The sequence below is a fragment of the Bacillus sp. Xin1 genome, assembly GCF_013314535.1.
Classification (GTDB): domain Bacteria; phylum Bacillota; class Bacilli; order Bacillales; family Bacillaceae_G; genus Bacillus_A.
In genome coordinates, this window is sequence record NZ_JABUAE010000004.1 from 12,661 (window position 1) to 25,954 (window position 13,294).

The 13,294-nt window shown below is 37.5% G+C and carries 12 protein-coding genes and 1 pseudogene; 11 read left to right on the plus strand and 2 right to left on the minus strand.

Annotated features, from left to right (window positions below; genetic code table 11):
- Positions 1 to 5 precede the first annotated feature (5 nt).
- The 11 genes and pseudogenes from HRG09_RS06730 (at position 6) to HRG09_RS06780 (ending at position 10,522) form a co-directional block, all read left to right on the plus strand.
- The gene (locus tag HRG09_RS06730; protein ID WP_174100005.1) at positions 6 to 1,400 is read left to right on the plus strand and encodes an isochorismate synthase; all 1,395 of its coding nucleotides are present in this window, start codon (positions 6 to 8) and stop codon (positions 1,398 to 1,400) included.
- Positions 1,397 to 3,151, plus strand: coding sequence for a 2-succinyl-5-enolpyruvyl-6-hydroxy-3-cyclohexene-1-carboxylic-acid synthase (gene menD / locus HRG09_RS06735; RefSeq protein WP_174100006.1), 1,755 nt, complete (start codon positions 1,397 to 1,399; stop codon positions 3,149 to 3,151). Before HRG09_RS06730 ends, menD begins: the two co-directional genes overlap by 4 nt.
- On the plus strand, positions 3,148 to 3,960 hold the full coding sequence (gene menH, locus HRG09_RS06740; RefSeq protein WP_174100007.1) for a 2-succinyl-6-hydroxy-2,4-cyclohexadiene-1-carboxylate synthase: 813 nt from the start codon (positions 3,148 to 3,150) through the stop codon (positions 3,958 to 3,960). The genes menD and menH overlap by 4 nt, the downstream gene beginning before the upstream one ends.
- 81 nt (positions 3,961 to 4,041) lie before the next feature.
- Complete coding sequence (gene menB, locus HRG09_RS06745; protein WP_174100008.1) at positions 4,042 to 4,860, plus strand: 1,4-dihydroxy-2-naphthoyl-CoA synthase; 819 nt, start codon at positions 4,042 to 4,044, stop codon at positions 4,858 to 4,860.
- Positions 4,861 to 4,974: 114 nt separating this feature from the next.
- Positions 4,975 to 6,420 carry an o-succinylbenzoate--CoA ligase gene (locus HRG09_RS06750; RefSeq protein WP_174100010.1) on the plus strand — a complete coding sequence of 482 codons (1,446 nt, stop codon included), beginning with the start codon at positions 4,975 to 4,977 and terminating at the stop codon, positions 6,418 to 6,420.
- The gene (gene menC, locus HRG09_RS06755) at positions 6,421 to 7,527 is read left to right on the plus strand and encodes an o-succinylbenzoate synthase (protein ID WP_174100012.1); all 1,107 of its coding nucleotides are present in this window, start codon (positions 6,421 to 6,423) and stop codon (positions 7,525 to 7,527) included. It begins immediately after the preceding gene.
- Positions 7,528 to 7,531: 4 nt separating this feature from the next.
- Complete coding sequence (locus tag HRG09_RS06760; protein WP_174100014.1) at positions 7,532 to 7,816, plus strand: hypothetical protein; 285 nt, start codon at positions 7,532 to 7,534, stop codon at positions 7,814 to 7,816.
- 178 nt (positions 7,817 to 7,994) lie between these two features.
- A complete protein-coding gene (locus HRG09_RS06765; RefSeq protein WP_174100016.1) occupies positions 7,995 to 8,612 on the plus strand; it encodes a DUF47 domain-containing protein in 618 nt (205 codons plus the stop codon).
- A gap of 71 nt (positions 8,613 to 8,683) precedes the next feature.
- On the plus strand, positions 8,684 to 9,670 hold the full coding sequence (locus HRG09_RS06770) for an inorganic phosphate transporter (RefSeq protein ID WP_174100018.1): 987 nt from the start codon (positions 8,684 to 8,686) through the stop codon (positions 9,668 to 9,670).
- Between the two features lie 298 nt (positions 9,671 to 9,968).
- Positions 9,969 to 10,106 (plus strand): annotated as a pseudogene (locus tag HRG09_RS06775) (GntT/GntP/DsdX family permease); the annotation flags it as partial.
- 221 nt (positions 10,107 to 10,327) lie between these two features.
- On the plus strand, positions 10,328 to 10,522 hold the full coding sequence (locus HRG09_RS06780) for a YjcZ family sporulation protein (protein WP_174100019.1): 195 nt from the start codon (positions 10,328 to 10,330) through the stop codon (positions 10,520 to 10,522).
- A gap of 51 nt (positions 10,523 to 10,573) precedes the next feature.
- Here the strand turns inward: HRG09_RS06780 and HRG09_RS06785 are convergent, their stop codons facing one another.
- Positions 10,574 to 12,544, minus strand: coding sequence for an FtsX-like permease family protein (locus tag HRG09_RS06785; RefSeq protein WP_174100020.1), 1,971 nt, complete (start codon positions 12,542 to 12,544; stop codon positions 10,574 to 10,576).
- Complete coding sequence (locus HRG09_RS06790; protein ID WP_174100022.1) at positions 12,541 to 13,293, minus strand: ABC transporter ATP-binding protein; 753 nt, start codon at positions 13,291 to 13,293, stop codon at positions 12,541 to 12,543. Before HRG09_RS06790 ends, HRG09_RS06785 begins: the two co-directional genes overlap by 4 nt.
- Between the last annotated feature and the right edge of the window lies 1 nt (position 13,294).

A 13,294-nucleotide genomic window follows, 5' to 3' on the forward strand; every position in this document is an offset into this window, starting at 1 on the left:
ACTTTGTGATTCAGACGAAACAAAAAGATTTACAAGAAATACTTACTGCAGCGATTGAATATGCAACTGATGAAAAAACATTGGTCAGTTTTGTAAAACAAATAGATTGGATGGATCCGCTTCTTTTTTATGCAGCAGGAAGAAGCATTGCATCCGAAAATAGATGTTATTTTGCAGACCCAGCTCAGCATGTAATATTTGCGGGAATTGGCTCTGTTTTCACTATAGCAAAATCTTCTGACAAGCGCTTTCAATATGCCTGTGAAGAGTGGAATAAAGTGCAGGAGAAAGCAATTGTTCATAGGGAAGAATATGAATTTGGAACGGGTCCACTTTTATTTGGTGGCTTTTCATTTGATCCAGAAAAAGAGCAAACGGATCTGTGGAAAGAATTTAAAGATACAACATTATCGTTACCGGCTTTTCTTTTAACAGTGAAAAATGAAAAAGCATGGTTAACAATAAATACATTTATTTCAGTTGGGGACTCTGTACAGATGGTTTATGAAGAAATTGTTTCTTTAGAAGAAAGAATTTTACACGAATGTAAAGGGCCACTTACAGAAGCAAAATTAGCAGTAAATTCTAAAGTAGAAGTTGATCCAAAGGGCTGGATGAATGCGATTGTAAAAGTGCAAGAAGAAATGAAAAAAGGAAGCGTACAGAAGGTTGTATTAGCAAGAGAGCTAAAACTAGTGATGGATCGAAATATTGATTCTGCTCGTATTTTAGAAGCGCTCCGCATCGGTCAGCCGGATTGTTACGTATTTTCCTTTGATTATAAAGGGGCATGCTTCTTAGGAGCAACGCCTGAAAGATTAATTCGTAAAGAAGGCGAGAAATTTACATCGATGTGTCTTGCTGGCTCGATTGGTCATGGTAACTCTATAGAAGACAGTAAGCAAAATGGCGAGATGCTTCTTCATGATGAAAAGAATTTAGCAGAGCATGGCTATGTAGTAAATATGATTCGCGGCGTATTAAATGAACATTGTGAGTCTGTTACTATTCCAGAACGTCCAGGATTATTAAAAACAAAAAATTTACTACATTTATATACACCAGTGGAAGCAAAAGGTGATGCATCCCTTCTGACAATGGTAGAAGAACTCCACCCGACGCCAGCTCTTGGTGGCACACCTAGCCACGCGGCGATGAAATTAATTCGTGATGTAGAATTATTAGACCGTGGACTGTACGGAGCACCAATCGGTTGGATAGATGACAAGGGGAACGGTGAATTTGCAGTCGCCTTGCGGTGCGGATTATTAAATGGTAATAAGGCATCCTTATTTGCCGGTTGCGGTATTGTGATTGATTCAGTTCCGCAACTTGAATATGAAGAAACAAGTTTGAAGTTTAGACCGATGCTTGGTGCTTTGGAGGAATTAATGAAATGAATAATCATATAGAAGCATTATCATATTATTTAGGCGCGTTTGTGGACGAACTAGCGCGTCTAAATGTATATGATGTTGTCATTAGTCCAGGCTCACGGTCAACACCGCTAGCCTTATTGATGGAGCGACATGAACAGATACAAACGTATTTACATGTAGATGAACGATCAGCTGCCTTTTTCGCGCTTGGTATTGCGAAAGCGAAGAATCGTCCTGTAGCAATTTTATGTACATCAGGAACAGCGGCAGCGAACTATTATCCAGCAATTTGTGAAGCTTTTCATTCACGTGTACCACTTCTTGTTTTAACAGCAGATAGACCGCATGAACTAAGAGATGTTGGTGCACCGCAGGCAATGAATCAATTGAATTTATATGGTTCTTTTGTAAAACAGTTTATGGAGATGGCACTGCCAGAAGCTAGGGATCCTATGTATCATTATGCCCGTATGACAGCTGGGCGCGCTATTGCAAGTGCATCGCTTGCGCCAAAGGGACCTGTCCATATTAACTTCCCACTTCGGGAACCGCTCATTCCTGATTTCTCTTTAGAGAATTTATGGGAAAAGGGTCGTGGTGAATATACAGGGGCAGTTCATCAAGGAAATATGACGATGACGAGTGAATATGTACGTTCTCTTACAGAGCGCCTTTCAAGTATGGAAAAGGGGCTTATTGTTTGTGGGGACGATAGTCATCCAGAAATCGTTGAAGTTATCACGGAGCTTGCTGAGCAAACCGGATATCCGATTTTAGCAGATCCACTTTCCGGTCTCAGAAGCGGCGAGCATGATAAATCAATGGTAATGGATTGTTATGATACATTTTTACGAAACGAATTGTTAAAGGATACATGGAAGCCAGAAGTAATCATTCGTTTTGGTGGTATGCCTGTATCAAAAGCATTAACGCAATATATAAAGAAACAAGAGAATGCTGTTCATATCGTTGTAGATGAATCAGGAAAATGGAGAGATGCAGCCCTTGTAGCGACGGAAGTTGTATGTGCAAGTGATGTCTCGTTCTGTAAAGCAATGATAGATCATATGCAAAAGCGAGAAAAGAATGATTGGTACGTGATATGGAAACATATAAACGATACAACGAAGGAACAGCTTCGTGAAATCGAAACTTATGAAACAGCATTTGAAGGAAAAGTGATTACAGACATCGTGCATGTACTGCCAGAGGGAGCGACTTTATTTGCCAGCAATAGTATGCCAATTCGTGATACAGATACGTTCTTTTTTACAACAGATAAAAGAATCAATGTAATGGCAAATCGTGGTGTGAATGGTATTGATGGGATTATTTCAACAGCCCTAGGCGCTAGTATGGTTTGTGAACCACTTGTATTAGTCATCGGTGATTTATCATTTTATCACGATTTAAATGGACTTCTAGCAGCAAAATTACATGATTTAAACGTAACAATTGTTGTTGTCAATAATGATGGTGGTGGTATTTTCTCATTCCTACCGCAATACGAGTCAAAAGAACATTTTGAAACATTATTCGGAACGCCGCTTGGACTGGATTATGAACATGTTGTAAACATGTACGGTGGTTCATTTGCGCGTGTAAATGGCTGGGAAGCATTTCGTAACGAAGTGCAAAAAGGAACAACTGAAAAAGGATTACATGTTGTAGAAATTTGTACGAATCGTGACGAGAACTTAAAGCTGCACCGTGATTTATGGGCAAGTACATCGAAGGTTGTTACGGAAATTTTGCAAGGTGAAACGGAATGAAAGTAACGCTAGAAGGTGTAGCATATGAATATGAGGTGGTAGGTAGTGGAGAACCGCTACTACTTCTTCATGGTTTTACGGGTAGCATGAAAACGTGGCGCCCATTTATTTCTTCATGGAGCGAACAATTTCAAGTTATCACTTTGGATCTAGTTGGTCACGGGAACACGGAAAGTCCGGAGGAAATGACGCATTATGATATTCAAAACGTAGCACTTCAAATGACGACATTACTCGATCATTTAAATATTGAAAAAGCACATATACTTGGTTATTCGATGGGCGGAAGGCTTGCGATTACGATGGCATGCTTATATCCAGGCCGTGTGAAATCTCTTTTATTAGAAAATTGTACAGCTGGGCTTGAGGTGGAATCGGATCGGCAAGAACGCCGCGCGCGCGATGAACAGCTCGCAGATCAAATCGAATTCGAAGGCATAGAAGCATTCGTAAATAAGTGGGAAAATATTCCGTTGTTTGCAACGCAAAAAAAATTACCACAAGGCGTGAAAGAAGCAGTTCGAAAAGAGAGACTAGCCAATACCCCAAGAGGACTTGCAAATAGCCTTAGGGGCATGGGAACAGGGGCGCAACCTTCATGGTGGAATCAGCTTGAAAGACTCAAAATGCCTGTTCTTTTAATGAATGGAGAGTATGATCAAAAGTTTTTTCAAATCCTTACAAACATGAAAAAATGCATCCCTCATGCGAAATTTGTCAAAATTCGCGAGGCTGGCCATGCAATTCATGTGGAACAACCGCAAAAGTTTGGTACAATAGTAGAGGGATTTCTAAAAACCATACAGTGACACTTTTTTCTTTTGAAGAGAGTGAAGCTTATAAAGGGGCTAGTGGACAACCATTAGCATAATAAAAAGGAGGTAAGAGTAATGGCTATTGAATGGGTAAAAGAAGGCAATTACGAAGATATTATTTATTCCACATACAATGGTATCGCAAAGATTTCGATTAACCGTCCTGAAGTACATAACGCATTCCGTCCGAAAACGGTAATGGAGTTAATCGATGCTTTTGCACACGCTCGTGATGATGCAAATGTTGGCGTTATCGTTTTAACTGGGGAAGGTGGACGTGCATTCTGTTCTGGCGGCGACCAAAAAGTTCGCGGTCATGGCGGATATGTAGGTGAGGACCAAATCCCACGCTTAAACGTATTAGACTTACAACGTCTAATTCGCGCAATCCCTAAACCAGTTATCGCAATGGTAGCAGGTTATGCAATTGGCGGTGGACACGTACTTCATATCGTATGTGACTTAACAATCGCAGCAGACAACGCTGTATTCGGACAAACTGGTCCTAAAGTAGGTAGCTTTGATGGTGGATACGGTGCTGGCTATTTAGCTCGTATGGTAGGTCATAAGAAAGCTCGTGAAATTTGGTACTTATGCCGTCAATACAGTGCGCAAGAAGCACTTGATATGGGCTTAGTAAACACAGTTGTACCATTAGATCAATTAGAAGCAGAGACAGTACAATGGGCAGAAGAAATCTTAGCAAACAGCCCAATGGCACTTCGTTTCTTAAAAGCTGCATTCAATGCAGATACAGACGGTTTAGCTGGTATCCAGCAACTAGCGGGAGACGCAACGTTACTGTACTACACAACTGACGAAGCAAAAGAAGGCCGTGACGCGTTCAAAGAAAAACGCCGTCCAGACTTCGGACAATTCCCTCGTTTCCCTTGATCAAAAGCGAAGCCGACTGTTCTAGCCGCTGTAGCTGGATAAGATCAAAAGCGGAAACAAAAAGAGACTTGATTCTATATCAAGTCTCTTTCTTTCATGAAAGGAGAATGTGTAATGGAGACAATGCCCAATTGGTTAATGCAACGTGCTTTTTTAACGCCAGAGCGCATTGCAATTGAGACAAAAGAAGAGAGAATGAGCTTTGCAAAATTACATGAAAAAGTATTATCTGTTTGTGAACACTTTTCATACTTACAAGTAGAAAAAGGTCAAAAAGTGGCTGTTCTGATGAAAAATGGTACGGAGATGATTACGGTAGTTCATGCCTTATCTTATATAGGGGCAGTAGCGGTACTTCTAAATACACGTCTTTCAAGAGAAGAGCTACTTTGGCAAATGGAAGATGCTGAAGTTGTTTGCTTAATAACGGACCGAGAATTTGAAACGGAGCAGGTACCTGTTTACATATTTGAAGAAGTAATGCATGGACCGAAGAAAACGGCAGTTGTTCAAGAGGAGTTCTCGTTAGAAGAAGTGATGACAATTATTTATACGTCAGGGACAACTGGTAAGCCAAAAGGGGTTATCTTAACATACGGTAATCACTGGGAGAGTGCCGTTGGATCGTCACTTAATTTAGGGCTTCGTGATGACGATTGTTGGTTAGCGTGTATGCCAATGTTTCATGTGGGCGGATTATCTTTATTAATGAAAAATGTGATGTACGGTATGCGCGTTTTACTCGTTCCGAAATATGATCCTGATTTCATTCATGAGGCAATAAAAACTCAGGGAGTAACAATCATATCGGTTGTATCTAAAATGCTGATGGACTTATTAGAAAGGCTTGGAGAAGAAACATATCCAAACTCTTTACGCTGCATGTTATTAGGCGGAGGGCCAGCACCAAGGCCGCTACTAGAAACATGTGTAGCAAAAGGAATTCCTGTATATCAAACGTATGGAATGACGGAAACATCTTCACAAATTTGTACGTTATCAGCTGACTACATGTTAAAGAAAGTCGGTTCAGCAGGAAAACCTCTTTTCCCATGTCAACTTCGAATAGAGAAGGATGGTAGGGTTATGCCGCCAAATGTTGAAGGTGAGATTGTTGTAAAAGGACCGAATGTGACACGTGGTTATTTTAAACGAGAAGACGCAACGCGTGAAACGATAGCAAATGGCTGGCTTCACACAGGAGACCTTGGCTATTTAGATGAAGAAGGGTTCTTATATGTATTGGATCGTCGCAGTGATTTAATTATTTCAGGCGGAGAAAATATTTATCCAGCACAAATTGAAGAAGTATTGCTTGCGCATCCTGCGGTAGGGGAAGCTGGTGTTGTTGGGAAAGCGGATGAAAAGTGGGGACAAGTGCCAGCTGCCTTTATTGTCAAAGCAGGACATGTAACAGAAGAAGAAATTATTCGTTTTTGTGAAGAAAAATTAGCGAAATATAAAGTGCCAAAAGAAGTGCATTTCTTATCAGAATTACCACGTAATGCTTCGAAAAAATTGTTAAGACGGGAACTAAGGCAGTTGCCGGAGGAAATGTAGATGAAGTTTAAAAAAGTGACGCTTTATATAACCGAAATGCCGCTTGTTACTCCTTTTGCCGCAAGTTACGGAACGTATAAGACGCGTGAAAGTATTGTCATTGAGCTAGAGGATACGGACGGATATATTGGTTTTGGGGAAGTTGTTGCTTTCTCAGAGCCATGGTACACAGAAGAAACCATAACAACGGCACTTCATATGCTTCAAGATTTTTTATTGCCAGATTTACTGAAAGCTGAAGTTATGCATCCAAATGAAATCCCTAATCTTTTTCAGCATATAAAGCGGAACCGGATGGCGAAAGCGGGAATAGAAGGTGCGGTATGGGATTTGTATGCGAAACGTCAAAACAAATCGTTAGCAACTTTACTTGGAGGAACGCAGCGAGAAATTGAAGTCGGCGTTGTGATTGGTTTAGATACAATTCCGAATATGTTAAAACGAATTGAAATGTATGCAGCAGAAGGATATCAGCGATTTAAAGTGAAAATCAAGCCGGAACTTGATTATGAGCTATTGAAGGAAATACGAAAAGCATTTCCACAGGTTCCTTTAATGGTAGATGCAAATTCAGCGTATACGCTAGCAGATACTGAGAAATTAAAGAGATTAGATGAGTTTCAGTTAATGATGATTGAACAGCCTTTAGCTGATAACGATTTTCTCGATCATGCTAAACTACAAAAACAAATCGAGACACCTATTTGTTTGGACGAGAGTATTCATAGCTTAGAAGATGCAAGAGTAGCCATTACATTGGGAAGCTGTCGCATTGTAAATATCAAGCCGGGCCGAGTCGGGGGATTAACTGAATCCATTCAAGTTCATGATTATTGCAAAGCACATGATATTCCAGTTTGGTGCGGTGGTATGGTTGAAATGGGAATTTCACGTGCACAAAATATTGCGCTGGCATCACTTCAAAACTTTACAATTCCCGGTGATATTTCAGCTTCGAGTAGGCATTGGCAGCGAGATATCATTTCACCAGAAGTAACGTTGCAAGGAGGGAAAGTGATTGTCCCAACTGGTCCTGGGTTTGGATATGATGTAAACCGGGAAAGATTAGAAGAGATTACGAAAAAACGGATTGTCTGTGAGAGGTGAATGCATGAGGGAAGAGATATTGCAGGTTATACAAACATACTTATTACGGGTGGTATTTGTAAAAGTTGCATACATCTGTTGGTCTCATGAAAAGGAAGGGATAACCACTACTATTGCGATTGAAACAAGGAATGCTTCATATAAGCAATTTCAATGGTTATATTTTGAGTTGGTAGAAGGACTAAAAGGAAGAGAGAAATTTGATGTGGTACATGTAAATACGCTCTCTGATCCACAAGTGAAAAAACGTATACTGCAAGAAGGAAAGTTGTTTGTACAGCGTATATAAGGAGCCTACGATAATTCGGTTATCGTAGGCTTTTTTGTATTAAAGGAATTTGAAATCCTTTCAATTATTAAGATTTGGTTCATCATTTTTATGGATTGAATTGTGCCATAAGGAAATATTAAGGTTGTATTATTTACGCTCGATATTTAAACTCATTGGACAAATTGGAGGTAATAGCATGGCTGTAAGGAAAAAAGACAAGTTTACAAATCATTTAAGTAATATTTCTTTAAATTTAAATGAAAGTGCTAATTATTTCGCTGATTATAAACTGAAAAATGTGAATGACCTTAAAGTTTTTTCTGAAAAAATGAAGAAATATGAATCAGAGGGGGATTCTTTAGTTCATGAAGTTACCAAAGACTTACACAATGCTTTCATCACTTCCATTGAACGAGAAGATATTTTATCTCTTACCTTGAGCATGGATGATGTTTTAGATGGACTAGAACATACTGCTGCTCTATTTGAAATGTATTCTATAGTAAATGCTGATAATTATATGCTTGAGTTTGTCGATGCTATCCGTAATTGCACTGCTGAAATTGTGGCAGCGGTTGACATGTTGGCAACAAAGAAATTACTAAACATGAGGGATCATGCCATTAAAATTAAAGAATTGGAATCAAAATGTGATGAGGTTTTGCGTGAATCCATTAAAAATCTGTTTGCTAATGAAAAAGATCCTATTCGTATTATTCAATATAAAGAAATCTATGAAGAGCTCGAAAACATTGCGGACTTCTGTCAGAATGTAGCCAACACATTAGAAAGCATTATCATGAAAAATGCTTAACCGTATTCAAGGAGCATTAATATAGCTCTGGAGTGAAAATTAATATAGTCAAAAAATATGTGGAGGCTCTAATGACAACAATAATTATTATCCTTATTCTTGCTTTAACTTTCGAATTCATTAATGGATTTCATGATACGGCTAACGCAATTGCAATGTCAGTTTCTACAAAGGCTTTATCACCACGATTCGCGGTTATTTATGCGGGTGTATTAAATTTTATAGGTGCTTTAATATCAGAAGCCGTAGCAAAATCGATTGGCGGTAAAATTGCTGATCCTTTTCAGATTGAAAACGGCTTGTTAATCGTCATTTCCGCTCTTATTGCAGCTATATTTTGGAATCTGTTTACATGGTATTATGGGATTCCTTCTTCATCGTCACACACTTTAATCGGATCTGTTGCTGGAGCTGTTATTTTTGGATCAGGAATACATTCTATAAACTGGGAAGGTTTCACAGATATTATAAAAGCCCTAATCATTTCTCCTTTTTTAGCCTTTATAGTAGGATTTATTCTAATGAAAATATTAGCAATTGTTTTTAAAAACGTAAATCCTCGCCGTGCCACTCGTGGTTTTCGAGGGTTTCAAGTTGTAGCTTCTGGTTTAGCTGCATTTTCTCATGGAGGAAATGATGGGCAAAAAACAATGGGAATTATTGTTTTTGCTTTAGTAGCAGGTGGTTACCAAGCCACATTAGATGTACCACTTTGGGTACAAATTACTTGTGCAGCGACAATTGGTTTAGGAACAATGATGGGTGGAATGCGAATTATTAAAACGGTTGCTAAAAAAATATTTAAAGTTCAACCTATCAATGGATTTGCTGCAGATTTAACATCATTTGTAGTATTGCAAGGTGCTACTATGTTAGGGCTACCAGTATCAACCACACATGTATCTTCATCTGCCATTTTAGGTGTTGGTTCCGCTAAACGTGTTCGGGGTGTAAATTGGGGAGTTGCTATAAGAATTGTGATGACTTGGGTTATTACACTGCCAATATCAGCATTAATAGCTGGTTTAGTAATGATGATAATGAAAATTTTCATATAAGGATATTAAATGAAAAAACAATAAAAAGTATTTGTCCGTTACCACTCTTTCAAAAAGCCATGAATATGTAATGCTCCCTCTTCAACCATCCTGCTCATTAACTTAATAAGATAATGAGCAATAATCTTTAATTACCCACTTTTTTCTTCTGATTGGAAACATATTAAAGGTAAATAACATAATTATTATCTGATGATTACGAATTGTTTTTGTAATATACAATGTTATTACTTAGGGTAGAATATGAATTAGAAACAGTTGAATTCTCAATTTTAGTGAAGGTATTGTATGATACAGATTAATAGAGAAAGATGGGGCAGCATCATTCATGTTTTCCCATGTAAATGATGCTGGATTCTGGTTCGTAAAAGAGACGTTTAAGACGTGGATAGTACTAGAGACAGTATTATCATTTATCGCATTTGGATTTGCATGATTGCTTAATATGTTTGTGTAATATAAGGAGGATGCTCTTAAAGAGCATCCTTTTTTGTATGTGATTTAAGAATTCATTTTTTTATTATTACATGAAACAAGCCTATTTTTAGGCAATACAAGCTCCCGATTTTCCATATAGACATAATATAAATGGAATCCCCTCATTTAGAACAAGGTAGAATTTCTTGTTACGAATGACACTAAAGGAGGAATAGAGCAATGAGTGAAAGTTTCGATCATAGACATCACGATCGTGACCGTGACCGTTGTCACAGCTTTGGCGGCGGTTTCGCGCTTCTAATTGTGTTGTTTATTTTGTTGATCATCATCGGTGCTAGCTGCTTCGGCGGTTTCCGTGGAGGTCACTGTGGTTACGGCGGTTTTGATGGCGGTTTTGGCGGTTATTGCTGTTAACAGTTACAAACTATTGAAATAGCCTTGTGCACGCGCACAAGGCTATTTTATTCACAATTTAAGACGTTGTGATAATTTATTCATGTAAAGGGAACGGATTAAAAAGAAGAAAATAATCTCGATAATCCCAAATAAAGTGAGTACAAATAATAGTTCTTTAAGTAAAGAAAGAGAAAGCACTGCTTGTAAAAATTGAATTGCAAATATTGTATGAATAGCTGCAACTATATAAGGTACGAAAAATAAGATAGCTAATTGAATTGTTGCAGAGCGAAACATCTCAGCTTCTGTTAATCCAATTTTAGTAATAGTGATATACTTTTGTTCTTCCCGCGTTAAATCATTATACATACGGAAATATAAGACACTTGCTGCGCCAATAAAGAAGATAATCCCAAGGAATGTTCCAATAAAGAAACTAGAGACATTATCTTTTTTACTGTATGCTAATTCATCACTAGATGTATAAAGACTGAATGGGATGGCGATATGTTGTTCTGTAGGCTTTGTTTTCTCCAATAAATCGTTTCGATCTTTATCTATGCTATTCACCATGTTTTTGGTAGGGACAAGAGTGTCTTCCCAATTTTCAACAAGATAGTTATAAATGGTAATGGTTTCAATATGAGGAATCATATTAGCAACTACATGATCTGGCATCACAAGTGTATGCGGAAGAGCGTATTGTGGCTCTACACTATGTTTTAAAAATCCTTTAATGTGAAACTCTTTTTTGTTAGACTCCAAAGTTATTGTTTCTTGCTTTGCAAATGGATTGGTTATTAAATTTAAGAGTGTTGGTGAAAGCCGAGAAATGATATAAGTTTCGTCTAGCCCCAACTGAACTTCTGGTTTTTTTAACAGTTTAGCTAGTGTATTATAATCACTCATTTTCATAATAACAATATCTTGATCTAGAGCTTGATCTTTTAAAACTGTAAATTTATATTTTTGATATTGAAATTGATGATTTGTAAGTTCCTGTTCTATCGTAGAAATATGTTTTTGTTCGAATGAATTTCCAGGCTCAGATATATATGTGAATGGAACGGGATAACGTTCTAAAATCGCAGCTTTTGTGTAATTATTCATAGCAAAGAGCGGTGTAATAATTGTAAAAGCAAGCGCAGATAACATAGTAACAATAAAGAGCATATTAATATTACCACGCGTGCGAGCAACTAAATCTGAAATCCATAACATATTTATTTGTTTCATATAAAATTTTCTTCTTTTTTTTAAAATAGATATAAAGAGAAGAATCGTTTGAGAAAAGAATAAATATGTTCCAATCGTTACAAGTGGCAAAATCGATAAAATGATAAAGGTTACAGAGCCATCCTGTACGTTTTTTTCGGTGACATATCCTTTTGGATATCCAGCGATATAATAACATAGACCTAAACAGGCTAAAGCAAATAAAGAAATAAGAATAGAAGGCCGTTTTTCTTTTCCTTGCTTGTGATCGCTTTTAATGAGACGAACTGTTTTACGTGTACGAACGAACATAGGTGTGAACGTAGAAACGATAAAAAATAGAACAATAAAAGTTACGGTTGTTGCGATAATTGCTTTTGTTGGCAAATATAAATAGATTCCTGTTGCACCTGTTAATTTGGATGTAACGAGTAGGAAAAAGTTAGAAAAAACAAGACCGACTTGAATACCAGCAAAAATTGCTAAGATCCCAATTATCATATTTTCCAGAAAAATAAGGCGTTTTAACTGTTTCTTAGAAATACCGAGAACGGTTAAAATACCAAATTGTTTTTTACGTACATTTAAAAATGTTCCAATCGAATATAGTAAAAAAAAGAACGAGAACATAACGATGACAAATTGTGCCATTCCAATTAAATTCATTAGCGGCCCTTGTTCTTTTATGTCTTGTAAGCGTGGATGATACGAATATACAGTAAAGGAAAAGAAAACTGTAATTGAAAATACACTGCTTATAAAATAGGCGAAATATGCCTGTGAATTCCGAGAGACATTTTTAAAAGCAAACTGCCAAAATGTCATCCGCGTCTTCCTCCTAATAACGCCAACACATCTAATATTTCTTGATAAAACTTTTCACGATATAGACCACGGTGTAATTCATTGTAAAGTTCACCATCTTTAATAAAAATCACACGGTTGCAATAGCTTGCTGCAAATGGATCGTGTGTCACCATTAAGATGGTTGCTTGTTCTTCTTTATTTAATTTTGTAAATAACTCCATTACATCAATCGCCGCTTTTGAATCTAAGTTTCCTGTTGGTTCATCAGCAAGTAAGAGCGATGGATTATGAATGACAGCACGAGCTACGGCGGTGCGCTGCGCTTGTCCACCAGAAACTTCAAAAATTCGTTTATCTAAAATATGATCAATTCCAAGTTTCTTGGAAATGTGATCAAGTTTTTCATCCATTTCTTTTAGAGGAATATTATCTAATGTTAAGGGTAATACGATATTTTCACCGATTGTTAACGTATCTAATAAGTTGAAATTTTGAAAGACAAACCCTAATTCTTGGCGACGAAAAACAGCTAATTTTTCACGGCGGAACGTGTGAGGTTCTTTTCCGTTAATAAACACCTCGCCAGCAGTAGGGGAATCAATCGTTGAAATTACATTTAAGAAAGTGGATTTACCGCTCCCAGAAGGACCCATAATTGCGACAAACTCACCTTTATCTACATGTAAATTAATGTTTTTTAAAGCGGTATGAGGGACTTTCCCCTCATACACTTTTGATACATTTTTTATGTGTAATACTTCTTCCATA